Origin of the sequence: Paenibacillus artemisiicola (assembly GCF_017652985.1) — a bacterium.
Lineage (GTDB): Bacteria > Bacillota > Bacilli > Paenibacillales > Paenibacillaceae > Paenibacillus_Z > Paenibacillus_Z artemisiicola.
Genome location: NZ_JAGGDJ010000031.1, coordinates 22,588 through 47,449 on the forward strand (window position 1 = coordinate 22,588; position 24,862 = coordinate 47,449).

A 24,862-nucleotide genomic window follows, 5' to 3' on the forward strand; every position below is an offset into this window, starting at 1 on the left:
CATATCTTTCGTCGCCGAACGCGTTATTCCTTCACGGCGCCGACGGTCAAGCCTTGGACGAAGTAGCGCTGGAAGAACGGGTACGCCAGGACGATCGGGCCGGTCGCGAGCACGACCATCGCCATCCGCGACGTGTCCTGCGGCATCGACTGCAGCACGCCCACGCCGAGCGACGTGTTGTTCGAGTTGGCCAGGATGAACTGCATGCTGTTCTCGATCCGCATGAGCATCGATTGCAGCGGCACGAGGTCCGGATTCTCGATGTACAGCTGGGCGTTGAACCAGTCGTTCCAGTAGCCGAGCACGCTGAACAGCGCGATCGTCGCGAGGCCCGGCAGCGCGAGCGGAATGATCAGCCGGAAGAAAATGCCGAACTCGCCGGCGCCGTCGATCTTGCCGGACTCGATGATCGCGTCCGGGATCATGGTCGCGAAGAACGTGCGCATGATCATGATGTAGAACGCGTTGACGGCCATGGGCAGAATCAGCGCCCACAGCGTATCCCCCAGGTGGAGAAACTGCGTCGTCACGATGTAGGACGGCACGAGACCGCCGTTGAACAGCATCGTGAAGAACGCCATGAACGAGAAGAACTTGCGGTATTTGAAGCTTTTGCGCGAGATCGCGTACGCGAAGAACGAGATCATCGCGAGGCTGATCGCCGTGCCGATGACCGTAATGAGGATCGTGACGCCGTACGAGCGCAGCAATTGGTCGCCTGCCTTGAACAGGTAATTGTAGGCCTCGAGGCTCCATTTCTTCGGAAACAGCGAATACCCGTCGCGCGCCAGCGTCTTCTCGTCCGTGAACGAGACGATCATGACGAGCAGGAACGGAAACACGCACGCCAGCGAGAACAGGCCGGCGAGGAGATTGAACACGACGTTCCACGCGGGCGTAAGCCGGTGGAAGTCCTTGGATTTCGTAAGGGATGCCATGATGATGCTCCTTTCTGCCTAATTGCTTACGAAGCGGACGAATGCTGCATTCCCTGTCTCCGACAGTGAACGCAAACCAATCGTCTTAGAATAACGCGTTATCCTTGTTGAACCGGCGAACGATGTAGTTGGACGTGATGACGAGCACGAAGCCGACGAACGACTGGTACAGGCCGGCCGCGGTGCTCATGCCGATCTCGCCCGTCGTTTTCAGGCCGCGGTAAACGTACGTATCGATAACGTTCGTGACGCTGTAGAGCGTCCCCGAATCGCGGGGCACCTGGTAGAACAAGCCGAAGTCCGCGTAGAAAATGCGCCCGATCGCGAGCAGCGTCAGGATCGTCATCAGCGGCGCCAGCATCGGCAGCGTAACGTTGCGGATCTGCTGCCACTTGTTCGCGCCGTCGATCATGGCCGCTTCGTACAGGGACTTGTCGATGCCCATGATGGCCGCCAGGTAGACGACGCTGTTGTAGCCGAGCGACTTCCACAGGAACACGACGATGATGATGAACGGCCAGTACTTCGGCTCGGAGTACCACTGCTGCGGATCCATGCCGAGCCCGAGCGCGATTTTGTTGATCACGCCGCGGTCGAAGCTGAGGAAGCTATATACGAAATAACTGACGATGACCCAAGACAGGAAGTACGGCATGAACATGCCGGTCTGGTACCATTTCGCCAGCTTCTTGTTTGCGATTTCGGAGAGAATGACCGCCATGGCGACCGCCAGGACGAGCCCGATGAAGATGAACACGATGTTGTATAGCAGCGTATTGCGGGTAATGACGTACGCGTCGTCGGTGCTGAAAAGGAATTTGAAGTTGTCGAAGCCGACCCAGCGGCTGTGCATGAAGCTCGACAGGAACCCTCCGTGTATGCGGTATTCCTTGAACGAAATAATGGCGCCGAGCATCGGCAGATACGAGAATAAAAGAAACCAGACGGTCGCCGGAAGCACCATCAGGAGCAGGGCTTTATTGCGGTTCATGTCTCTGAAGAAGCGCCCTAAGGCTTTCATGGGGTTCACCCACCCTTTCTAGCGAAGTCGGTTCGCAGCGCCAGGAAAGGCCTGCGGCTGTTCGTTTCGTCCCCGGCGATTCGGGCGGCGCGCTCTGCATGCAGCGTCCCGCCGGCCATCGCCGCCTAGGATCCGGTACGCGCCGGGGCATGAAGCCCCGCGCGTCCGTCATCCTAAAAAAAGGGCGAATGCCGAACATTCGCCCTTCGGTGCTATAAGCGGCTTACTTGGCTTGCGTCGCCTTCCAAGCGTCGAGCTGCGCTTGCGCTTCGGCCATGACTTTGCCGAGGCCCGCGTCGTTCAGCTTCTTGATCGCTTGCGGCAGGTATTTGTCCGGATCGACCGTACCCGTCATCAGCGGTGCCCAGAACGATTCTTTCGCGTTCTGCACGGCCGCGATTTCGCTCGAGACCTTCGTCGGATCGAAGTTGAAGCCGAGCAGGGCGGCCGGTTTGCCCGCGTCGTTGTATTTCTTGAACTGCTCCCATTTGTCCGCAGGGTCGCCAGGGTTCAGGTACGTGATCATGATGTTGCCCAGGGCGAACGTCGGCATGTCGTAGTTCTTGGACTCCGGCAGGTTCTCCATGTAGTTGCCGTCGGTTTTCTTGTAGTGCGTGCCTTCGATGCCGGAGTCGACCATGTTGCGGAGGACCGGATCGGTGTTCAGCAGGTTCAGGAATTCCATCGCCTTCTCTTTATGCTTCGAGTTCGCGGAGATCGCCTGCATGGAGCCCATGACGGACGAGTTGTAGATCAGCGCGTCGCTCATCGGCGTCGAGACGATCGGGTAGCCGTAGCTCGTCGACCAGACGTTGTCCGCGAACGGCTGCGTCGTCGCCTTGTCGGCGAACCACTTGCCCGTCGCTTGCACGTCCGAGGACGATTCCAGCGTCGCGGCTTCCGTCGGGATGTAGCCGGCTTGGTAGTACTTGTGCATCGTTTCGAGCGCTTGCTTCATTTCCGGCGTTTCGAAAACGTTGACGATCTTGTAGCCCGAGTCGCCCAGCTTGACCGCGAGCGGGAACTTCTCGATCAGGTAGTCGTACGGGATGTACGGCGTGAAGTTCTTGTCCACTTGCAGCGGCGTCACGTCCGGGTTGTTCTGCTTGACCGTCTTGAGCAGCGGCTCGAGGCTTTCCAGGGAACGCACGTCCGTGATGCTCAGCTTGTTCTGGTCCAGGATGTTCTTATTGAAGCGCCATACTTCGGCCGTCGGCAATTCTTTGTTCGCCGGTACGCCGTAGTTCTTGCCGTCGACCTTGGAGCCCGTCAGGAACGCCGGGTCCAGCGTGTCCACGATGCCTTGGCCGTGCTGCTTCAGCAGGTCGTCGATCGGAGCGAAGGCGCCTTTGCGCGCGTTTTGCACGTAGTCGAACGCCCATGCGGCCGTGAACATGATGTCCATGTCCGCGCCGGAAGCCGTCAGGACTTGCATCTTCTGGTTGTAGTCGCCCCAGTCGATCATCGTCATTTTTACAGTCGCGCCGATCTTGTCCTTCGTGTAGGCGCTAACCGCTTCCATGACCTTGTCGACGTCCTTCTGCGGCGTGCCGATCGTGTACCAGTTCAATTCAACCGGCTCGGAGCTGGTGTTGCCCGATCCGGACGCGTTGTTCGCCGGCGCGTTGTTCGAGCCCGCGTTGCCGTTGTTGCCGCCGCTTCCGCAAGCGCTTAACAACAACATCGCCGCCATGGCGGACGTCAGGCCGATCGCCGCTGTTTTTCTGTTGAATGCCATTAGGTGTTGCCTCCCTTTTGTCTGTGAGTCGAAGCCGAGTCGCGACTTGGTGCTTCTTCATCTTAGAAGATGAAACCATTTTCAAAAATAATAGAAAACAAAGAATAAGTGTACAAAGTAAAGAAAGGAACCGCATGCGGCGCCGGCGGCGTCACAGCAGCTCCTTATAGTCCCCCGGCACCATGCCGACGTGCTTCTTGAACTGTTTGTAAAAGTAACCCGTCTCCCAGTACCCGACCTGCCGCGCGATCTCGCCTACCTTGAGGCGGCTGTCGGCCAGCAGCTCCTTCGCCCGCTCGATCCGGTACTTGTTCAGGTAATCCGTGAACGTCTCGCCCGTCTGCTTGTGAAAGAGCTGCCCCAGGTAGTTCGGGTGAATGTGGAACTGTCCGCCCAGCGATTTCAGCGTCAGCGCCTCCGCGTAATGCTCGTGGATGTAGCGCAGCGCCTGCTTGATGACGGGGCTCATGTCTTCCCCGGCGAACGAATCCGCCGCGAAGAACGCCGCCGCCCGGACGGCGTCTTCGACGTCCTCGAGCGCGATGGCGGCCACCGCCCGGTCCAGCACGCCGCGGAACTGCTCCGCGGCGTCCGCGCGGCCGAGCTTGTCCACTTCCATCTTCATGAGAAGGATCAGCTCGACCGCCGCGGCCCTCGCCCTTGCGGGACTTAAGCCCCCCGCCGCCCGGATCGCCGCGAAGTCCCGCCCGATGCGGGCCAGCAGCTCGTCCTTGTCCTTGGCGAGGATCGGCTTGGCGTAGGCGTCCCAGTCGAACAATTCCGCCGGGACGGCCGACGTCTCCCGCGAGATGGCGGCGTAATCGAGCAGCCGGCTGTCCGGCAGCACGAGGAAGAACTGCTGCGCCTTGCGCGCCTGCGCGAAGCCGGTCGCGGCGTCCGCGGCCGGCGCCAGCCCGCCGAGGGCGACGCGCGGCGCGAGCCCGCGGCGTTCCCAGCGGTCCGCCAGCCGTGCCAGCGCCTTCGCTACCTTAGCATGATCCGCCTCTCCGCCGTTTATGCAGCAGCAGGCGACGGTGAGGTCGTCGTCTTCGTTCAGGAACGGCACGAACGACAGCCCGTCCGCTTCGCCTTCCGCCGTCAGCGCCGCGACATCCGCAGCCAGAACGGGGAACGCCGGGACGGCTCCGTCCGGGAAGAAGGCGTCCCTTCGGCCGCCCGCCGTAACGGCTTCGGCGGCGCGAGCCGCTTCGCCGCCGTCCGCGCCGGCCGCTTCCGCGCCTCCGCCCGCGGCCGGCCCGAAGCGGACGATGGCGAAGGCCGCGAACGGCTTCGTCAGGTCGACGCCGAGGAGCGCCGCGCGTTCGGCCAGCTCGGGGAACGCGATCCGCCCGTTCGCCCAGCGCGTCAGGACGTTGTCGCGGAGGATGCCGATCTCGTCCTCGCCGAAGACCGGCATCGGCTTGTCGGCGTCCAGCTTGCGCACCGTGTCGGCCAGCGTCGCCTCCAGCTCCTCGAAGCGGATCGGTTTCAGCAGGTAGTTCTCGATGCCGAGGCGCATGCCTTCCTTCAAGTAATCGAACTCGTTGTAGCCGCTCAGGATGATGACCTTCAGCTGCGGCCGGATCAGGCGCGCCCGGCGGATCAGCTCGAGTCCCGTCATGATCGGCATGGAGATATCGGTAATGAGCAGGTCGACGCACACCTCGATGATCCGCTTCAGCGCCTCGTCGCCGTCCTCGGCGGTGCCGACGACCTCGAGGCCGAAGGCGGACCAGTCCACCGCGTCGCTCAGCCCTTCCGTGATGAACGGCTCGTCGTCGACGAGCAATACTTTATACATCGCCAGCTTCCTTTCCGTACTCCGCCGCGGGCCAGCTCACCGTCACCGATGTGCCGCTCCCCGGCGCGCTCTCGAGATGGAGCCCGTAGCCGGGCCCGTACGTCAGCCCGATCCGCTCGTGCACGCTGCGCAGGCCGAAGGACTGCGATTCCTCGGCTTCCGGCGCCTTCAGCCGGCGCATGATGCCGGCCAGCCGCTCCGGCTCGATGCCCTTGCCGTTGTCGCGGACGCGCACGACGATCAGCCCGTCCTCCCGCGCCGCCGCGATCGTCAGGCGGTTGTCCCTGCGCCGGGAGTCGAGACCGTGCACGATATAGTTTTCCACGATCGGCTGCAGCAGCAGCTTCGACACGGGCGCCGGCACGAGCTCCCGGCCGCAGCTGATCGCGTACGTAAATTTGTCCTTGTACCGGATCCGGAACAGCTCCAGGTACAGCCGGCACATCTCCAGCTCCTCGCCGAGCGTGCTCTCCGCCTTCGCGTCGACGGAGCCTCGGAACAGCGCGGCCAGGCTGTAGATCATCTCGCCGACGTCCGTCGCCCCCTGGGACACCGCCCGCATGCGGATCACCTCGAGCGTGTTGTACAGGAAATGCGGATTGACCCGCGCCTGCAGCGCCGCCAGCTCCGTCTGCTTGAGCCGCAGCTCGGCCTTGTACTCGCGGTCGATGTGCCGCCCGAGCTCGTCGAGCATGTCGTTGAAGCTCTGGGAGATCTGCCCGAGCTCGTCCTCGCGGGCGTCCTGCAGGCGGGCCGACAGGTCGCCGCCTTCGACTTTGCGCATGAAATGGACGATGCGGTTCGTCCGGCGCGCGATGCTGAAGATGACCGCGGACGGCACGATGACCGCGACGATGATGCAGGCGGTGCTGATCAGGATGATCGTCCGCTTCAGCCCCGCGTACGCTTCGGCCATCGCCCGCTTCGGCATGATGCCCACGACGGTGAAGCCGGCCTTGCTCTGCGCGAGCGTGTTGATGTACGCGGGCTCGTCCAGCACGACCGTGTCCTTCAGCGAGCCGAGCTGGCGCATGTACGGGAACGGCTTGCCGTAATAGCGGTTCGCCGAATCGGACAGCACTTGACCGTCCGGCGTCAGCACGACGATCTCGCCCTTGAGCGGCGTCCGGCTCTGGTCCAGCGACCGGCTCACCATGCCGGCGTCGAAGTAGACGAGCAGCTGGCCGACGTTCTTGAGCGAATTGCGGTCGTTGACCTGGCTGCGCATCGAATACAGCTGCGGATTCCACTGGCCGATCAGCCTGCGGATCCAGAGGTTCGGCGTCGCCGCGGCCGGCCCTTCCGCCGCCATGATCTCGGGGATGTAGGAGCGGATCGGATTGGTCGTATACAGCCGGCGCGGCCCGTTGCGGTTGAACGCGTACAGCTGCTGCATGTCGGCGCTGTAGAGCAGAATGTTCTGGATGTCGGCATCCGCCTCCATCCGGTCGGACAGGAAGCTCAGAATGTCGACCGCGCTTTCGTTGCCGCCGGCGTAATTCTGGTCGAGCAGGTACTGCGCGTAATCGCCGTACGAATGGCGCAGGAAATACGAGGCGTTGCTCGCGAGCGCGCTGTTCCGGTAAATGTCTTGCACCGTGTTTTGCACCCAGTCGTACTTCTGTTCCATGTAGCGGTTGACCCGCTCCATCGCCTGCTTCTGATTGTTCAGCTCCCCGTTCACGACGGAAGCCGACATGAGGGTAAAGAGGAAATAGGAGAGCGTGATGATCGTCAGGTTCACGATGACGGCGAAGACGAGGATGACCTTCACGAACAGGTTGTTGCGGATGTAGTTGTTGTAGATCTTCCGAAGTCTCACGCAGCTGCCCTCTCTCGCGGATGGTTGGGATTTGCGGCCATTATACCATTAAGTCCGAAGGCTCGCCTATTCGGCGCGGGAGGCGGAGCGCCCTGCGGCGGCGCGCGCCCGCGGCTGTCGGCGTTTGCCGATCCTTCACGCCGCGTTTACGCGTTTCTACGCCTTTTGTGGTAGAATAGTGGTTCCATTGGCAGACGCTGTGCCCGAATTGCTAGAATGAAAGCATGAAAGCAGGAATGAAAGCTTAGTCCCCTGTCAGTCAGAAGGTAAGGAGTGATGGATTCGCATGGAAACGAACATCGAGACGACGGCGCCGCGCTCGGCGGAACGGACCGCGCGCCGCTCGAAGCCGTCCGTTCCGCTGTTCCTGGCGGTATGGGTGCTGCTCATCGGCTGCGGCGTTGCCGGCACCGTCTGGTACGCCGGCCAGCTGAAGGCCAAGCTGACCCGGGAGATCGGCGAGCAGACCTCGCGGCAGATCACCGCCATGCAGCAAAACTACGATACGCAGCTGAAGCAGATGCAAACCCAATTCTCCGGCGAGCTGAGCAAGGTGCAGGGCAAGGTCGACGCCTTGAACGAGCTGCTGGAATTCACGAAGGATAACGCAAACTCCAAGACCGACAACAGCAACAAGCTGTTTACGCAGCTGAGCGAGGTCGAGAAGAAGCTGGCCGCGCTCCAGAAAAGCTTGGACGTGCTAAAATGAGGGCGCTGAAATGAGGGTAACGGTTAAACGCATTAACCGCTTCTGCCTGCTGACGTGCGCCCCGTTCATCGGGCTCGTCGTCTGGCTGCTCGCGGCGGACCTGTCGGTCACGCTGCCGGACGACGCCTTCCCGCAGCCGGCCGCGGCCCCCGCGGCGGCGAACGTCGACAAGCTGGCCGCGGGCCTCGACCAGGCGAAGCAGACGGCGCTCGCGACCGCCAAGTCGCTCAAGAAGTCGATCGCGCTCTACACGGCCACGAACAAGAGCATGGGCGCCATCGTCGCGATCGCCGACACGCAGGCCGACCGGCCGTACAAGATCTACGACCGCCGCATCACGCTGAAGATCGGCGCGCCGGCGAAGCAGATCGACTCGGACAACATCCGCGCGCAGCTGTTCGTCGTCCGGGCGCAGCACTTCACCGGCTACGCACTCAAGGTCAAGCTGAAGTCGCCGGACGCGATGAAGATGGTGCTCGGACAGGACAAGAACGGCGGCGCCGAGACGACGCTCGCGGCCGCGCGGCGGTACGGCGCGATCGCCGGCGTGAACGCCGGCGGCTTCGCGGACGACGGCGGCAAGCGGTATCCGCTCAGCACCACGGTGATGAACGGCAGCTACCTGAACGGCTTCGATCCGTCGTTCAAGGACTTGTTCTTCGTCGGCATGAACGACAAGATGGAGCTGATCGGCGGCAAGTATGCGAACGAGGACCAGCTGGACCGCGAGAACCCGCGGTTCGGCGCCTCCTTCGTGCCGGTGCTGCTGCAGAACGGACGCGCGCAGCCGATTCCCGCGAAGTGGCAATCGAGCCCGCTGCGCGCGCCGCGGACGATCATCGCGAATTACAAGGACAACCAGCTGCTCTTCCTCGTCATCGACGGGCGCAACGAGAACGGCAGCTCGGGCGCGACGCTCGCCGAGGCGCAGATCCTGCTGCAGCGGTTCGGCGCCATCGACGGCTACAACCTCGACGGCGGCGGCTCGTCGACGCTCGTGTTCGACGGCCGCGTCGTGAACCATCCGTCGGACGGGACGCCGCGGCCGGTGCCGACGCACTTCCTGTTCTTCGAGTAAGCGAGCAATCCAAGTCCAATCTGCCTCATCCGAAACCATCGGCCTCATACGCGCTTTACGGGGACCGGCCGCTTGCCGCGCAAGCGCCGGTCCTTTTTTTGCGCGCGGCCGCCTCGGCCGGGGGCACCGGGCAGCGGATCGTCGCGACTATTTTTCGAGACCCCGATAGTATGCCCGCTTTTTCCAGCCGGCGCCGCCTCGGCCGGCCAATCCGGCGCGAAACGCGGCGAAAAAAGCCCGGTCCCCCTCGGGGACCGGGCTTTGCCCGCGGCGCAGCCGGAGCGCGGCCTTGCGGCACGGGCCGCATGGACCGGACTGCGCAGCGCGCCTTGCGGGCAGGCCGTGCGGGCAGGCCTTGCAGGCCAAGCGCGCCTGCGAGCGTGCTCCGCCGCGGCCTATTCCACCGCCGCCGGCTCGACGAACAGGTGGCGGTATTTCTCGTAATCGGCCTGCCGGCACTCCATCGTCAGGCGCGTGCCGTTCGGCTCATAGCTCGTGGCGAGCACGTTGCCGTTGGCGTTGAAGTACGAGACGAGCCGCCCTTCCGTGAACGGAATGACGACGTCGCAGCGCACGTAATCCTGGAAAATCCGCTTCTTCACGACCGCGATCAGCTCCTCGAGCCCCGCCTCCTCCTTGACGGAGAGATAGACGGCGTCTCCTTCCGCGCGCGGATAGGCTTCGCCCGTCAGGTCGGTCTTGTTGTACGCGTACGCCATCGGGATGTGGTCCGCGCCGAGCGCCTTCAGCGTCTCGTTCGTCACCTCGATCAGCCGCTCGTACTCCGGGTTCGCGTAATCGACGACCTGGATCAGCAGGTCGGCTTCCGCGACCTCCTCGAGCGTGGAGCGGAACGCCTTGACGAGGTGATGCGGCAGCTGGCTGACGAAGCCGACGGTGTCGGTCAGCAGGAACGACTTGTTGTCCGGCAGGTCGATGCTCCGCACGGACGTCTCCAGCGTCGCGAACAGCATGTCTTTGGCCAGCACCTGCTTCGCGGAATCCGGCATGTACCGGGCGAGCAGCGCGTTCATGAGGCTGGACTTGCCGGCGTTGGTATAGCCGACGAGACAGACGACCGGCACGCCGGTCTTCCGGCGCTGCTTGCGCTGCACCTGGCGCCGAGCGACGAGCTTCTCGAGGTCGTCCTGCAGCGCGGAGATCCGCTCCTCGATGCGGCGGCGGTCGAGCTCGAGCTTCGTCTCGCCCGCGCCGCGGTTCTTGAGGCCGGAGCCGCCGCCTTGGCGGCCGAGCGATTCGCGCAGGCCGACGAGGCGCGGCAGCATGTACTGCAGCTGCGCGACCTCCACCTGGAGCTGCGCTTCGCGCGTCTGGGCGCGCTCGCCGAAGATGTCGAGGATGAGAATCGTGCGGTCGATGACGCGGCGCTGCAGCTCGCCTTCCAGGTTGCGCAGCTGCGACGGCGACAGCTCGTCGTTGAAGATGATCGTCGACGCCTCGAGCCCCTCCGCGAGCGCGGACAGCTCATTTACCTTGCCGGTGCCGAGGTAATGGGAGCCGTTGATCTTGACCGCCTTCTGCGTCAGCTCGCCGACGACCTCCATATTGCAGGCTTCCGCCAAGTTCCGCAGCTCTTCCATCGCGTAGTCGAAATCCGGCCGGTCGTTCAAATTGACGCCGACGATTATGGCTTTTTGCAGGATCGGTTGTTCCATCATATACGTCATTCCTCCTTTGTCTGCGACAAAAACGGGGACAAAACAAAAACGCACGGCGCGCCGGCCCGTGCGTGATCGGAGGAACTCGAGGTGGGCGCCCGCGCCGCGACGGAAGCCGAAGCTTCCCGCAGGCGGGCGAAAGGTCGGTTCGGCGACGGATGCCGCGAAGAAGCCCGCCGATAAGCGGGATGCGGCGCCGTGCCGAGTATGAAGCCGAAGGCAACGACGCGAACCGGGCCGGCTCCCGGCCGGCGGTTCGTAAGCGTCGATCTAGCTGCGGGTTACCTTCAACGGACAGACCTATCCTGAGATCCTCTGCACAGGGCAGAGCATTGGCGCTATTCAATTAGCCGCGCAACGTTCTCAATCGGATAAAGTCTATCACACGTAACCCTCCGTTCCTTTGTAAGTATCGCCATTCTAACACAGGACGAGCGGGCATTGCAATCCATTGGAAACGAATTGGAAATCAACGGGCGGCGCGCATCCCGGCCTCCCCCGCTCCCGTCCGGCGCCTTACGGCACCCAGGTCACGCCCATATCCTGCAGCGGTTTCTCCCAACCGGCGGGCGGGCCTGCGTCCGAGACGACGTAGTGCGCGTCCGACAGGTCGGCGATCTTGGCGACCGTCCGCTTGCCGATCTTGGACGAATCCGCTACGACGACGACGGTCTCGGAGCTGCGCACCAGCTTGCGCGTGAACAGCGCCCGCTCGTAGTCGAAGCCGGACAGGCCGCCCTCCAGCGACACGCCGTCCACGGAGATGAACGACTTGTTCACGTAGAAGTCCTCCATCATCTTCTCGGCGATCGGCCCCGACACCCGCAGATGCTTGGCGTTGACCTCGCCGCCGATGAAAATGATTTTGCCGTCGAAGCTGCCCCGCTTCTGGTATTCGATCAGCAGGGTGAGCGCCGGGATGGCGCATACGAGAATCGTCAGCTCGCGCTTGCCCTCCAGGCAATGGATGATCTGCATCGCCGTGCTACCCTCGTCGATGACCAGCACGTCGTGGTCGTCGATCAGCTTCGCCGCGTGCTGGCCGATCAGCCGCTTCTCCTCCGCGCGGCTCACTTCCCGCTCGTGGTACGCCGGCTCGATCTCGTGCGCGAACTTCACCGCTCCGCCGTACACCTTCTTGAGCTTGTTTTCCTTCTCCAGCTCGTCCAGGTCGCGCCGGATCGTTTCCGTCGTCACGTCGAACTTCTGCGACAGCTCGTTGACGTTGACTTTGCCCTTCTCGCTCAGCATGTAGAGAATGCCGCGTTTCCGTTCTTCGCCCGCCAGGGACATGACGTTCTCCCCTTCGAATCCGTTTATTGCCTATTATAGCATTTGCGCGGTTATTCGTAACCGCGGCCGTGCGCGACTTCGCGGATGCACTGTTCGATGATCTCGAGCGCCCCGCGCATCTCGTCCTCGGTAATGAGCAGGGACGGACGCAGCGTAATCACGTTGCCTTCGATGATCTTGAACGCGACGCCGCGCTCCATCGCCTTGTACATGACGGCCTCGGCTTCCGCGACGGCCTTCTCCTTCGCGTCGCCGTCCTTCACCAGCTCGATGCCGATATGCAGCCCCTTGCCGCCCACGTGGCCGACGAGCGGACAGCGCGCGCGCATGCCTTCGAGCCAGTCCAGCGCGAACGCGCCGACGCGCTCGGCCTGCCGCACGAGGCCGTGCTTCTCGACGTACGCGATCATCGCGAGCCCCGCCGCGGCGCACAGTCCGTTCTTCTCGTGCGTGTAGTGGCCGATCGAGACATGCGGCAGCGTATTGTACGCCTCGCGCGTCACGATACCCGCGAACGGCAATAGCCCGCCGCCAAGCGACTTGCCGAGGACGAGCACGTCCGGCGTGACGCTGTGCTCGCAGGCGAACATGCGGCCCGTGCGGCCGAAGCCCTCGATGATCTCGTCGAAGATCAGGAGCGCCCCGTACTTCTCGCACATCGCCTTGACCCGCGCCCAGAAGCGCCCGCTCGGCACGACCGGCGTCGACGAGATCGGCTCCCCGACGACGCAGGCGATGTCGCCCTCGCGCTCGAACAGCAGCTCCATCTGGCGCAGAATCTCGTCGTCGACCTGCTCCTCCGTCGCGAAGCCCCACGGGTTGCGGTAATAGTTCGGGAATTCCACGTGCAGCGCGCCGGGCACCATCGGGCCGCTGCCCGTCTTGAACAGGCGCTCGCCGCCGACGCTCGCGGCCTGGAAGCCGTTGCCGTGATAGGAATCCCAGAACGAGATCGTCTTCCACTTGCCGGTGACCTGCTTGGCCAGCATGACCGCCATCTCGATCGCCTCCGAGCCGCCCGGCGCGAACAAGACGCGATCCAGCCCTTCCGGCGTGATCTCGACCAGCTTCTTCGCCAGCGCGACCGCGTGCGCGTTCGTGTAGCGCCGCGGCGCGAACGTGTTCTTCTCCCGCAGCGCCGCGACGACCGCTTCGATGACCGCGTCGTTGTTGAAGCCGGCGTTGTGCACGCCGTTGCCGTGCATGTCGATGTACGCCTTGCCGTCCATGTCGTAGATATGGATGCCTTCGGCCCGCGACAGCACGTTCAGCACGGGCGTCGACAAGCTTTGGTGCAGAAAATAGCGATGGTCCGCTTCGAATACCGCCCGCGCGGCCGGCGACAGATTCCGTTCCCAGTACCGCCCGCGCGCGTCGCTCGCGTTGATGTCTCCTTGCTCCCGGCTGTAAGTCATTTTCCCATTCGCCTCCTGCGATTGTTGCGCGTCCGCCCCGTCGGCGCTAACCCTGCCGCCGCGTCAGGTTGAGACCGTTCGCGGCCGCGTCGAACACGTGAAATTTATCGTCGCGCACGCGCATGTAGATCGTATCGCCGGCCTGCACCCGCGCCTCGTTGTCCGCGAGCAGCCGGATCATGCCGCCGAGCTTCATCGCCGGGTCGACGGCCTTGACCAGCTTGCCGCTGCCGAGGTGCTCGACCAGGTCGACCTTCATCGCGATGCCCTGCGGGTCGGACGCGTCCGTCAGCCGCAGGTCGTGCGGCCGGATGCCCAGCCGCACCGCCTTGCCGGCATGGCTGCCCTCGAGGCGCCGCGCGTCCGGAATCGGCAGCGAGAAGCCGCTCGTCACGACCGCCTGAACGCCGTTGTCCTCCATGATGAGGCCTTCGATCAGGTTCATCGGCGGGTTGCCGAGGAAGCTCGCCACGAACAGGTTCGCCGGCTCGCCGAACAGCTCGTGCGGCGGCCCGTACTGCTGGATCTTCCCGCCGTTCAGGATGGCGACGCGGTCAGAGATCGCGAGCGCCTCCTCCTGGTCGTGCGTCACGATGATCGTCGTGACCCCGAGCTCCCGCTGCAGCTTGCGGATCTCGTCGCGCACGTCGAGCTTCAGGCGCGCGTCGAGGTTGGACATCGGCTCGTCGAGCAGCAGGATGTCCGGGTCCTTCGCCAGCGCCCGCGCCATCGCGACGCGCTGCTGCTGGCCGCCGGACAGCTGCGCCGGCTTGCGGTCGAGCAGATGGTCGATCTGCACGATCCGGCTCATGTCCTTCGCCCGCTCGTACGCCTGCGCCTTCGGCATTTTGCGCTCGCGCAGCGGGAAGGCGATGTTGTCCCGCACCGTCATGTGCGGGTACAGCGCGTAGGATTGGAACACCATGCCGATGTTGCGGTCCTTCGGCTCCACGTGGTTGACGAGCTTGCCGCCGAAATAAATCTCGCCCGACGTCGGCTTCAGCAGGCCCGCGAGCATCATCAGCGTCGTCGTCTTCCCGCAGCCGGACGGACCGAGCAGGGCGACGAACTCGCCCTTTTTGATCTCGAGGTCGAGCCCGTCCACCGCGCGGCCGCTCTCCTTCTTGTTGTCGTACGCCTTCACGATATTGCGCAGCGTGATCACGATTGCTTCACTCCTCCCAGGTTGACGCGCATGAACATTTTTTGCGTAAAGATGTAAAAGACGACGACCGGCAGCGTGTAGAACAGGCCGATGGCGGTGATGAGGCCGTAATCGATGATCTGGCTGTCCTTCGTGACGAGCTTCGCGAGGTAGCCCGCCAGCGTCATCAGATCGTCGTTGAACAGCAGCAGCTGGAACAGGAACCATTCGCCGTAGGCACCGAGGAACGCGAACACCGCGATCGCCCCGATGCCGGACAGCACGTAGGGGGCCAGGATTTTGCGGAACGCGCCGAACCGCGTCGTCCCGTCGACCATCGCCGCCCACTCGATGTCCCAGGGCACTTCGTCGAAGAAGCCTTTCATGATATACACCAGGCCCGGCAGCGAGCCCGTGATCGCCACGAGAATGATGCCGAGGTACGTGTTGAACAGCCCCATCTTGAATACGATGGCGAAGATCGCGATGATCAGCGTGTTGCCGGGGAACGAGCGCATGAGGAACAGGAATTTCATCGCCGCGCGCTTGCCCTTGAAGTCGAGCCGCGAGAACGCGTACGCCGTCGGCACGGCGACGCCCACCTCGATGAGGACGATGAGCAGCGAGTAGACCAGCGTGTTGCGCACGATCGGCCAGATGACCGGCAGCTCGATGCCTTCGTACTCCGTCGCGCGCGAGAAGAACGCGAAGTTCTCGAGCGTGAACGCATGGGTCGTGAAATTCATCGTCGCCGCCAGGAAATACCACGCGATCATGCCGACGATCGGCAGCGTGAACAAAATCATATACGTGTGCACGAGCGCCTTCTTCAGCGTGCTGCTCGACATACGTTCACCTCCGTCAGGATCTGGATCAGTCTTCGATTCGGGACGGCTTGATCATGTCGTCGAAATCGAACAAGCGGAACAGCAGCAAGGTCAGCGCCAGCGAAATGAACACGACGATCAGCGCCACGGCGGAGCCGTAGCCGTAGTAGTGCAGCTTGAACGCCTGCTCGTACGCGTACAGCGACAGCGTCGTGGTATCGCGCATCGGCCCGCCCTGCGTCAGCAGCATGATGAAGAAGTAGGACGACACGAAGCCGATCAAATCCGATATCGTAATGTACATGAGCGGCCATTTGAGCGTGGGCAGGATGATCTTCAGGATGACCGATTTCTCGCTCGCCCCGTCGACGCGCGCCGCCTTGTACAGGTCTTCCGGAATGGAGTTGATCGCCGCGGACAGCAGGATCATGCCGCCGGAGATCGTCGAGACGACGGTCGCCAGAATGACGATCGCCATGGCGCCCTTGGTGAACCAGGAGATCGGGTCGCCGATGATCCCCAAGCGGTGCAGCACGTCGTTAATGAGGCCGCCCTCGGTGGGATCGAAGATGAATTTCCAGAATGTGACGTAGACGACGGACGGAATGATGCTGGGGATGAGCCACAGGACGCGGTAGACGACGGCGGAGAGGCCGCCCTTCAGGAAGTATTGCGTCGCGATCGCGATCACGAGCGCGAACAAGAGCGAGACGACGAGCGACAGCACGGCGAAGACGGCCGAATGCCCCAGCAGCTCGGGCAGGTTGTAGTCGGTGAAGATGCGCTTGAAATTGACCAGCCCGACGAAATGGGGCTTCATGGACACGTTCAAATCGGTAAACGCCATGAGCACCGTCGCGATCGCCGGCAGAATGAAGAAGACCAGGACGAGCAGCGAGAACGGCAGGATGAACAAATACGGATACGCGATTTTGCGGAGGGGCTTCCGGTACGGCTTCGCCCCGGTATCGACCCGCCCGGCGACGGTTTCCATCTGGTTCATGCGGAATGTAGCACCTGCTTCCTTCGGAATGGGAAATGAACAGGCGCCCTAACCGGCTTGATTAGAGCGCCTGCGCTCGCGCTTGCGTGCCGCGCGCGATGCCGGGACGTTAGTTTTGAATCGTGACGCGGTCCGCGGGCACGTTTTGCTTGACGTCCTTCTCGAAGAGGGCGAACGCGTCCTCGGCGGATGCGCCTTTCGTCAGGATCGCGTCCACGCCGAGCGTGTAGCCCTTCACGAACGTCGCGTAGTCCGGAAGCGCCGGGCGCGTTTTGGTGAACTCGACCAGGTAGGCGTGATCCTTGTAGAACGGCATTTCTTTGAAACGCGGATCTTCCTGCGCTTCCGGCGTAACCGGCAGCTTGCCGCTCGCGAGCGTATGGTTGATCTGCAGGTCCGGATCGAGCACGTGCTCGATGAGCCCTTGGACGTACGGCATCTTCTCGTCGTCCACCTTGGCGCCGACGAACATCATGGCCGGGTTGCTGTACGAGACCGGCTTGCCGCCCTTCTCCGCGGGCGGCACCGGAATCCACACGACGTTCTCGTCGAACCACTTGTTGTAGCCCGGGATGTCGTCCTTCATGCCGTTCGCGTCGCGCATCATTTGGTAAAATTCCGTGCGGGCGAACTCGGCGAAGATCTCGCCCTTCACGAACATCTGAGCCGCTTTGTCGGTATCGACGTCGCCGATGCCTTCCGCGATGACGCCGCGCTTCTTGACGTCCGCCCAGAACGCGTAGACGTCCTTCGCCTTGTCGCTCAGCAGCAGCTTGTTCGCCTCCGGATCGTAGTTGAAGCTGCCGAACGCGTAGTTCCAGCCTTCGAAGCGCGTGTCTTCGACGGCGAAGCCCGTCTTGACGAGGTTCTTCTTCTTGGCTTGGTCCGCCAGATCGACGAGGTCGCCGAACGTGAAGTCCCCGCTGTCGACGCGGCCCTTCAGGCCGTCGATCCGGTCCTTCGTCCAGCCGATGCCTTCGAGCGCCTTGCGGCTGATGAACACCGGCGAGGCGTCCATGTCCTGAATCGCGCCGTAGTAGTGGCCGTCGTACTTCATGATGTTCGTGTACGATTCCGGCACGCTCTTGAACGTCTTGGAATCCTTCACCCAGTCGATGTCGCGGATGAGGCCCGCGTCGCGTTCCCAGCCGATGTCCACGCTGGAGTTGATGAAGACGTCGGCCACTTTGCCGGCCTGCGCCTGCAAGACGAGCTGGTCGTCGTCGATGCCCGGCCACCAATCGATCTTGACTTGGACGTTCCGGGCCTTCAGATCTTCGTTCAGCCGCTTCTCGGCCTCCTGGAAGTTGTCCTTCCGCGCGCCCCACGTGTTCTCGCGCACGGAGATCGTCACGACCTTCGGCTCCGCGCTAGCCGCGTTGCCGCCTGCGCTGCCCGCCGCGGCGTTCGTGCCGCCCGCGTCCGCGCCGTTCGCGCCGTTTGCCGTATCCGCGGTGTTCGAGCTGCCGCATCCCGCCAATACCCCGACGCTCATTACGACCGTCAATGCTGCTCCTGCAAGCTTCTTCACTGCCAATACCCTCCCTAGAATTTCCTCGGTTATCAACCTTACGAGATCGAGTGTAGCGCAGACATGTTATTGGACGGTTAAATCAACGTAAATAATTTGTTTTATTGTTGTTTTATTATTATTTATGTTGTTTTTAAACGACAAAAACAAAACGGATCGCTTCTTCCACGATGTCGAGCGCTTCTTCGATCTGGGCCTGCGTCGCGATGAGCGGCGGCACGAGGGTCAGCACGTTGCCGCTCGCCACCTTGAAGCTGAGGCCGCGCTCCATGCAGCGGTACATGATTTTCTCCGCCTGCTCGATCGCTTTCTCCTTCGCGGACCGGTCCGTGACGAGCTCGATCGCGGCAAGCATGCCCTTCACGCGCACGTCGCCGACCGGCTCGTACTTCGCCTTCATGGAATCCATCCGTTCGCGGAACACATCCTCCATCCGGCGGGCGTGCTCCAGCAGCCCGTTCCGTTCGATGTATTCGATCGTCGCCAGCGCGGCCGCGGAGCCGACGGAGCTCTTCTCGTGCGTGTAATGGCCGAGCGAGATGTCCTGCGCGACGTCCAGCCCTTCGCGCGCGATGATGCCCGCCATCGGGAACACGCCGCCGCCGAAGCCTTTGCCGATCGCGACGATGTCCGGGACGATGTCGTAATGCTCGTGGACGAACATCGTGCCGGTCCGGCCGAAGGCGGTCGGGATTTCGTCCAGGATGAGCAGCACGCCGTGCTTGTCGCACAGCTCGCGCAGCCGCTTGAAGTAGGCCTTCGGCGGAATCTGCACGTCCGTGCTGCGGATCGGCTCCATCACGATGGCGCCGACGTCGTCCTCCCGCTCCAGCATATATTCCAGGTAATCCAGGCACTTCAGGCCGCAGCCGTCGCAGCCGCCGATGAAGCACCGGTACGAATTGTAGGGCATCATATGCTCCGTGCCCGGCAGCAGCGGGCCGATCCGGCTGCGGAAGACGCCTTCGCCGCCGACCGAGATGGCGTCCAGCCCGGCGCCGTGGAACGAATCCCACGTGGAGATGGTCTTGAATTTGCCCGTCGCCCGGCGCGCCAGCTTCAAAGCCATGCCGATTGCGCTCGTGCCGCCGGGCGTGAAGAGCACCTTGTTCAGATCGCCGGGCGCGAGCTCGGCCAGCTTCTTCGCGAGCCGGATGGCGACCGGGTTCGTGAAGCGCCGCGGCAGGAAGGGCAGCTCGTCGAGCTGGCTCTTCATCGCGTCGATCACGTAGCGGTTCTTGTAGCCGACCTGATGCACGCTGTTGCCGTGGAAATCCATGTACCGGCGTCCGTCCATATCCTCCAGGAAGATGCCGTCGGCGTCGGTGATGACGTTCAGGCACGGCGTCGACATCGACTGGTGCAGGAAGTACCGCCCGTCCTCCTCCAAGACGTCCAGCGACGCTTCGCTTAAGTTCGCCTCCTGCCAGCGGCGGCGCTCCTCGGACAGGTTCACGTCCCCTTCCGTCCGCAAATACGGCTTCAGCTCCATCGGAACGCCCTCCCCCGCAACGCGGAAACGGAAGCCGTGCGTCCTTCGCCGGCCGCCGTTCCCGTTCGCTTGCCGCTTCTCTCTCTGCTTGTCATGGCGATAGCGCCCCTTTCGTGTTGTCGTCTAAGCTGTCGGCCGTGAGGCGAGGCCCCCGTCTCAGGACGAGAGGCCGGGCCGGACGAGGCTGTTCGCCCACCGGTTCGAACGGTACCGGAAGTAGCCGATGCACGCCTTCGAGACTTCCTCGAGCGCGAACATGATGTACACCAGCTCGACCGGCCAATGGAGCAGGCACGCCCCGGCGAACACGAGCGGCAGCGCGATCAGCCACGTCGTCACGAGAATCAGCTTCATCGTGTACGCGTTGTCGCCGCCCGCCCGGAACAAGCCGACGATCCACAGATTATTAAGAAAATACGCGAGCATCACGCCCGACTGAATGAATAGGATATGTTCGAAATCCGTCCGCACTTCCGCGCTCGCGCGGCCGAACAGCCGGACGATCCACGGACTCGCGGCCGCGCTCGCCGCGCCGACGGCGAGCGCGATCAAGACGGTCCACTTAGTGAACGTACGCGCGTACCGGATCGCCTCGCCGGCGTTCTCCTGGCCGAGCTTGCGGCCGATCATGACGTTGGCCGCGTAGGCGAAGCCGAAGACGCCCATCATGAAGTAGCCGTTGAACGTCCGGGCGAGCTGGAACGCGGCCAGCGCGGACACGCCCATGTAGCCGAACGCCGCGGCGTACAGCATGTTGCCGAGCGACCACAGCCCTTCGTGGAAGACGAGCGGCAGCGTCTTCGCGTACACCCGCTTCGCGAAGGCGAAGTCGACGGCCAAGATCTCCCGCGGCGACACGTTGAACGGCAGCTTCCGGGCGTACACCCAGCCGACGAACGCGGCGGCGCCGACGATCGAGGAGACGAGCGTCGACCAGGCCGCGCCGACGATGCCGAGCGGCTCGAAGCCGAAATGGCCGTAGATGAGCGCGTAGTCGAGCGCGACGTTGACGGCCATGGCGGCGAAGCCGACGACGAGCGTCAGCTTCGCCCGGCCGATCGCGCCGAGCGCGCCGCCGTACGCGTCCTTGACCGCGTTCACGGCGTAGACCGCCAGCAGCACGGTCAAGTACGGCATGCCGTACGCGGCGGCATCCGGGTCGTGGACGAACGCCAACAGCAGCGGCTTCCGGAAGAGGAAGGCCGCTGCGACGAGCGTCAGCGTCACGGCCGTGCCGGACAGCAGCATCAGGCCGAACGCCTTGCGGACGGAGGCCTGGTCCCGGCCGCCGTCATATTGCGTGATGAACGCGTTCATGCCGTAGACCCCCGAGAGGATCATGCTGAGCATGAAGCCGACCTGCCCCGCCGCGGCGACGACCGCGATCGCGGCGTCGCCGAGCCGGCCGACCATGAGCGTGTTGACGAGGGAAAACGAATTGCCGACCAGCGGGATGACTAGCGCGGCGACGTCTTTGCGGAATGTCCGATCCAAGCTGGAGGCGTTCACGGGACCCTCTTACTTCAGGTCGTCCGGGAAGACCGGATTGGACCACGCGACGTTGCCTTCGTAATCGACGCATTCCACGCGCACGTAGACCTCTCCGCCGTCGAGGCGGAAGGCGCCTTCGCGCACCGGCGACGCGTCGCGGTTGAAGATCGTCCGGCCGTTGAACGGATGCGTGATGAACTTGATGAATTTGACGTCGGAGCAGGTCACCTTCAGGTAGCCGTCCTCCACGCGGAGGTCGCGGATCTCCGGCCCGTTCGACGAGTAGTAGCGGCCCGCCTTCATCGCGTCGATCACCGCGTCCTGCTTCAGCGCGTCCGCTTCCACCGCCACCCAGCCGCCGAAGAACTCGGAGACGGCCGCGTCGATCGGACCGCCGTGCGCGTCGTCCGCGGCGACGCCGAACACCTTGCGTCCGCGGGCGAGCAGGTAATCCCAGTGCCGCAGGCCGTAGCCGACCGCTTCGTCGAGCTCGGACTGATGATTGTAGATTTCCACGGCGGCATATCCCTCGAGCTGCAGCAGATCCTCCGGCTCGTTACGCGACCAGGTCGGATGGTTCAGGATGACGAGGTTGCCCTTCGCGCGCATCTCGTCGATCAGCGCCTGAATCGTCTCCAGGCCGGCGTAATCCGGCTTGGCGTGCTCCTCGTCGTGGGCGAACTCGTCGCTGGAGCCGAGGGAACGGTCGAGCAGGCCGTGAATGTGGTACTGCTGCCCCGTCTCCCGCCAGCTCATCTCGCACGCCATCTCGTAGCCGTCGAGCATGATGAAGCGTTCGTCGTCGAACGCGTCGGACTTCCAATAGATCTCGTGATCGCTCAGGCACATGAAGTCGTAACCGCGATCCTTATAGGCTTGAATGACCGTCTCGGGCGCGTATTGGCCGTCGCTCCGGGTCGAGTGCGTATGCAGGTTGCCTTTGTATTTGCGCTTGCTTCCGTCCAAATACACGATCGGTTTCATCCTCGGCCCCCTCCTAGTCCAGCAGGTCCGCGACGAACACCGGGTTCGTCCACGCGACGTTGCCTTCGAAATCGACGCATTCCACGCGGATGTACGTCATGTCCGGCTCGATGACCATCGACGCTTCCGTCAGCGGCTTGCCGGAGGCGAAATTGCCGATGAACGGGCCGCGCTGCGGGAACGCCTTGAACATGATGAATTTGCACGGGGAGCACGCGATCTTCAGCTCGCCGTCCTCGACGCGCAGATCGCGCACCTCCGGGCCGGAGCTGGAATAGAAGCGGCCCGCCTTCAGGCTGCGGATCAGCCCGGTCTGCGTGAGCGCCTCGGCCTGCACCCGCACCCAGCCGCCGCCGTACTCGGGAATCTTCCAATCCGGCTCGTGCGTGTGCGAATCGTCCGACGCGATGCCGAAGACGCGCTTGCCGTTCTGCAGGGCGTGATCCCAGTACGCCGCGCCGTACGAGCTGGCGGCGGACCATTCCGTGGAGTGGTTGTAAATCTCGACGGCGAAGAAACCGTCGTACTTGACCATGTCGTCGAAGCGCGTCAGATGCCATTCCGGATGATTGAACACGACGAGATTGCCGTGCGCGCGCAGCTCGTCGATGAGCAGCTGCGGCGATGCTTCGCCGACCCACGGCACCGGCGTCGGGAACTGCTCCAGATGGCCGTAGCGCGGCAGCTCCGGTTCGACGGTCGGGTCGTCCAGCACTCCGAAGTGGTAGCCGGGATTTTTATCGGGAACCGGATTCAGCTCGCCCCGTTCCGTGCCCGGAAGCGTGATGAAATCGGCCGTATCGAATTCGTCCGTGCGCGCGTACACGTCATGGTCGCTGATCGAGATAAAATGATAGCCCTTCGCTTTGAACGCCTCGACGACGTCCGCCGCCGGCAGCCTTCCGTCCGACCAGGTGGTATGCAGATGCAGATTGCCTTTGTACGCCGGTTGGTCGCGGTCGATCAGAATGATGTTTTTCACGAATGTCCCTCCAGTTGGTTTTATCATGTATTTAGTTGTTATTATGTTGTTTGTCCTCAGCATACAATGGCCTCTCGCGCAATTCAATCGTCTGCGGGATAATTAACAGTATATTAACATTCGCGGCCGCAAATCCTAGCTGTCATACCTGGTTTTGTAAATCGGCTTGGTGCGCGGCGGCGGTGCGGCGCGAAGCCTCCGGCATGCCGGGACCGGCCCCGCCAAGGCGGCGCGAACGGCGTCTTTACGTGAAATCAACAAAATCCAACATGAAAAAAAGCCGAGAACCGGGCCGCTTGGCGGCTTGGTTCTCGGCTGGGACGGATGATGGCGATGCGGCTTTGGATTCCGACCTTTGAATGACGGGCTTTTGGATTCAGGCATCGGAATTTGAACGCGTGCTTGCGCGATGACATGCGGGAACGCTTGCGGCCGCTAACGCGGGGCGAACGGTTCATGCCGTTAAGGACGGGGCCGGCGCCGGGATGCGCGCCGGCACGCCGGATCCGCGCGATCGGCGGCGACTTGCCCGCCCCGGCCTGGAAGCGAGAAGCCCGGCAGCCCTCTGCCAGCCCGTTCGCATCCGCTCCTGCCGTGCGACCATGCACGGCGAAAAGCCCGGCCGCCTCGGCCGGGCTTTTGGCGCTCGATTGCCGAGCTCCCTACTCGTTCACCATGACCATCTTGATGGCCGACCCGCGGTCATCGCGCAGCGCCTTCATCGCGTCCGGGAATTCGTCCAGCGCGAACGTATGCGAGATGAGCGCGTCGCCGTCGACGGCGCCCGACTTCAGCAGCTCGATGCATTTCGGGAAATACAGCGCCGGCGTCGCGTGAGAGGCCCTCAGCTGCAGTTTCTTGAAGTGGAATTCGTTCGCGTCGAACGAGATGCTCGCGCCCGCGCCGTATTCGATGCCGATGAAGCCGATCACGCCGCCCGTCCGCGCCGCCTTGAACGCCGGCGGGATCGTCTGCGGCGGCGCCGTGACGAGCACCCGGTCCACCCCGCCGCGTTCGAACGGGTACGTCTCGAGCGGCGTCTTGTCCGTGTAGATGATCTCGTCCGCCCCGAACGCGAGCGCCGTCTCGATGCGCTTGACGGAGTGGGAGCGGGCCGCCGCGTAGATTTTGCGCGCGCCCCGCAGCTTCGCGAGCCGAAGGGCCATCAGGCCGATCGGCCCGAGGCCCAGCACCAGCACGTCGTCGCCCATGCGGATGTCGACCGTCTCGGTCAGGTCGACCGCGACGCCGAGCGGCTCCACGAGCGAAGCGACCGCGAAGGACAGCCCCTCGAACGGCACGACGACCTCCTTCGGCGCCACGACGTATTCGGCGAAGCCCATGGAGAAGCGGCGTCCCCAGAAGCTCGGCCCCTTGTTGCACAAGTCGTACCGGCCGTCCCGGCACCATTCGCACGTCCGGCAAAACGTGCTCGTCTCCAGCGTCACCGATGCGCCGACGCCGACATGCCCGACGCGCGCGCCCGCCTCGACCACGACGCCCGCGATTTCGTGCCCGATCGCCTCCCAGCCGGCCGCGGCCGACTTCACGCTCGTCATGTCCGTACCGCAGATCCCGCACGCCTTGACGCGGATCAGCACCTCGTCCTCGCCGATCGCCCCCAGCTCGCCCTCGCGCAGCTCGAATTGAAACGGCGCCTTGGCGTACCATGCTTTCGTCTTCATTCCCGTATCCTCCCCGGCCCATCCTATTTCGTCCTTCCGACAACTCCATTATAAACCCGCGCGCGGATTCGGACAGTCCGTTATCGCGCCATGCCGCCCCGCTCCCCCGCCGCCGCGGACCGGCCGTCGCCCGCATGCCCCGCTTCCCGCGCTCCGCCGGGCGGCCGGATGTCAAATCCGTGCACCAAATGTTCGGTTTCCTTCATCGACTTTTCCGCCCCCCTTTGCC

At 63.3% G+C, this 24,862-nt stretch carries 20 protein-coding genes; 2 read left to right on the plus strand and 18 right to left on the minus strand.

Annotation, left to right across the window (positions count from 1 at the left end; genetic code table 11):
• Window positions 1-23: 23 nt before the first annotated feature.
• The 5 genes from I8J29_RS24225 to I8J29_RS24245 all read right to left on the minus strand — a co-directional run bounded on the left by I8J29_RS24225 (window position 24) and on the right by I8J29_RS24245 (window position 7,320).
• Window positions 24-938 (minus strand): carbohydrate ABC transporter permease, encoded by a 915-nt coding sequence (locus I8J29_RS24225; RefSeq protein ID WP_208850002.1) that lies wholly within the window; start codon window positions 936-938, stop codon window positions 24-26.
• A gap of 85 nt (window positions 939-1,023) precedes the next feature.
• Window positions 1,024-1,959 carry an ABC transporter permease gene (locus tag I8J29_RS24230; protein ID WP_090639877.1) on the minus strand — a complete coding sequence of 312 codons (936 nt, stop codon included), beginning with the start codon at window positions 1,957-1,959 and terminating at the stop codon, window positions 1,024-1,026.
• A gap of 223 nt (window positions 1,960-2,182) precedes the next feature.
• Window positions 2,183-3,697, minus strand: coding sequence for an ABC transporter substrate-binding protein (locus I8J29_RS24235; RefSeq protein WP_208850003.1), 1,515 nt, complete (start codon window positions 3,695-3,697; stop codon window positions 2,183-2,185).
• Window positions 3,698-3,848: 151 nt separating this feature from the next.
• Window positions 3,849-5,498: a response regulator transcription factor gene (locus tag I8J29_RS24240; protein WP_208850004.1), complete on the minus strand. Its 1,650-nt coding sequence runs from the start codon at window positions 5,496-5,498 to the stop codon at window positions 3,849-3,851.
• Window positions 5,491-7,320 carry a sensor histidine kinase gene (locus I8J29_RS24245; protein ID WP_208850005.1) on the minus strand — a complete coding sequence of 610 codons (1,830 nt, stop codon included), beginning with the start codon at window positions 7,318-7,320 and terminating at the stop codon, window positions 5,491-5,493. Before I8J29_RS24245 ends, I8J29_RS24240 begins: the two co-directional genes overlap by 8 nt.
• A 286-nt stretch (window positions 7,321-7,606) precedes the next feature.
• Between I8J29_RS24245 and I8J29_RS24250 the strand changes: the two genes are divergently transcribed.
• Complete coding sequence (locus I8J29_RS24250; RefSeq protein ID WP_240546447.1) at window positions 7,607-8,029, plus strand: flagellar basal body-associated FliL family protein; 423 nt, start codon at window positions 7,607-7,609, stop codon at window positions 8,027-8,029.
• A 10-nt stretch (window positions 8,030-8,039) separates the two neighbouring features.
• On the plus strand, window positions 8,040-9,107 hold the full coding sequence (locus I8J29_RS24255) for a phosphodiester glycosidase family protein (RefSeq protein WP_208850006.1): 1,068 nt from the start codon (window positions 8,040-8,042) through the stop codon (window positions 9,105-9,107).
• A 395-nt stretch (window positions 9,108-9,502) separates the two neighbouring features.
• On the opposite strand, the gene hflX is transcribed toward I8J29_RS24255, so the two are convergent.
• The 13 genes from hflX to I8J29_RS34270 form a co-directional block, all read right to left on the minus strand.
• Complete coding sequence (gene hflX / locus I8J29_RS24260) at window positions 9,503-10,783, minus strand: GTPase HflX (RefSeq protein ID WP_208850034.1); 1,281 nt, start codon at window positions 10,781-10,783, stop codon at window positions 9,503-9,505.
• Window positions 10,784-11,302: 519 nt separating this feature from the next.
• Complete coding sequence (locus tag I8J29_RS24265; protein WP_208850007.1) at window positions 11,303-12,079, minus strand: DeoR/GlpR family DNA-binding transcription regulator; 777 nt, start codon at window positions 12,077-12,079, stop codon at window positions 11,303-11,305.
• Window positions 12,080-12,129: 50 nt separating this feature from the next.
• The gene (pbfA, locus tag I8J29_RS24270; protein WP_208850008.1) at window positions 12,130-13,494 is read right to left on the minus strand and encodes a (R)-1-hydroxy-2-aminoethylphosphonate ammonia-lyase; all 1,365 of its coding nucleotides are present in this window, start codon (window positions 13,492-13,494) and stop codon (window positions 12,130-12,132) included.
• Window positions 13,495-13,540: 46 nt separating this feature from the next.
• On the minus strand, window positions 13,541-14,659 hold the full coding sequence (locus I8J29_RS24275; protein WP_338113275.1) for an ABC transporter ATP-binding protein: 1,119 nt from the start codon (window positions 14,657-14,659) through the stop codon (window positions 13,541-13,543).
• Window positions 14,656-15,486: a carbohydrate ABC transporter permease gene (locus I8J29_RS24280; RefSeq protein ID WP_208850009.1), complete on the minus strand. Its 831-nt coding sequence runs from the start codon at window positions 15,484-15,486 to the stop codon at window positions 14,656-14,658. Before I8J29_RS24280 ends, I8J29_RS24275 begins: the two co-directional genes overlap by 4 nt.
• Window positions 15,487-15,511: 25 nt before the next feature.
• The gene (locus tag I8J29_RS24285) at window positions 15,512-16,468 is read right to left on the minus strand and encodes a carbohydrate ABC transporter permease (RefSeq protein WP_208850010.1); all 957 of its coding nucleotides are present in this window, start codon (window positions 16,466-16,468) and stop codon (window positions 15,512-15,514) included.
• 109 nt (window positions 16,469-16,577) lie between these two features.
• Window positions 16,578-17,999 carry an ABC transporter substrate-binding protein gene (locus tag I8J29_RS24290; protein ID WP_208850011.1) on the minus strand — a complete coding sequence of 474 codons (1,422 nt, stop codon included), beginning with the start codon at window positions 17,997-17,999 and terminating at the stop codon, window positions 16,578-16,580.
• A gap of 133 nt (window positions 18,000-18,132) precedes the next feature.
• A complete protein-coding gene (locus I8J29_RS24295) occupies window positions 18,133-19,491 on the minus strand; it encodes an aspartate aminotransferase family protein (protein ID WP_208850012.1) in 1,359 nt (452 codons plus the stop codon).
• 156 nt (window positions 19,492-19,647) lie between these two features.
• On the minus strand, window positions 19,648-21,000 hold the full coding sequence (locus I8J29_RS24300; RefSeq protein WP_208850013.1) for an MATE family efflux transporter: 1,353 nt from the start codon (window positions 20,998-21,000) through the stop codon (window positions 19,648-19,650).
• Window positions 21,001-21,009: 9 nt separating this feature from the next.
• A complete protein-coding gene (locus I8J29_RS24305; protein ID WP_208850014.1) occupies window positions 21,010-21,966 on the minus strand; it encodes a CehA/McbA family metallohydrolase in 957 nt (318 codons plus the stop codon).
• A 13-nt stretch (window positions 21,967-21,979) separates the two neighbouring features.
• Entirely contained in the window at window positions 21,980-22,948 is a 969-nt protein-coding gene (locus I8J29_RS24310; protein WP_208850015.1) for a CehA/McbA family metallohydrolase, read from the minus strand.
• Window positions 22,949-23,610: 662 nt separating this feature from the next.
• A complete protein-coding gene (locus I8J29_RS24315) occupies window positions 23,611-24,633 on the minus strand; it encodes a zinc-dependent alcohol dehydrogenase (RefSeq protein ID WP_208850016.1) in 1,023 nt (340 codons plus the stop codon).
• A gap of 80 nt (window positions 24,634-24,713) precedes the next feature.
• Complete coding sequence (locus I8J29_RS34270) at window positions 24,714-24,839, minus strand: hypothetical protein (protein ID WP_276316327.1); 126 nt, start codon at window positions 24,837-24,839, stop codon at window positions 24,714-24,716.
• Window positions 24,840-24,862: the final 23 nt, after the last annotated feature.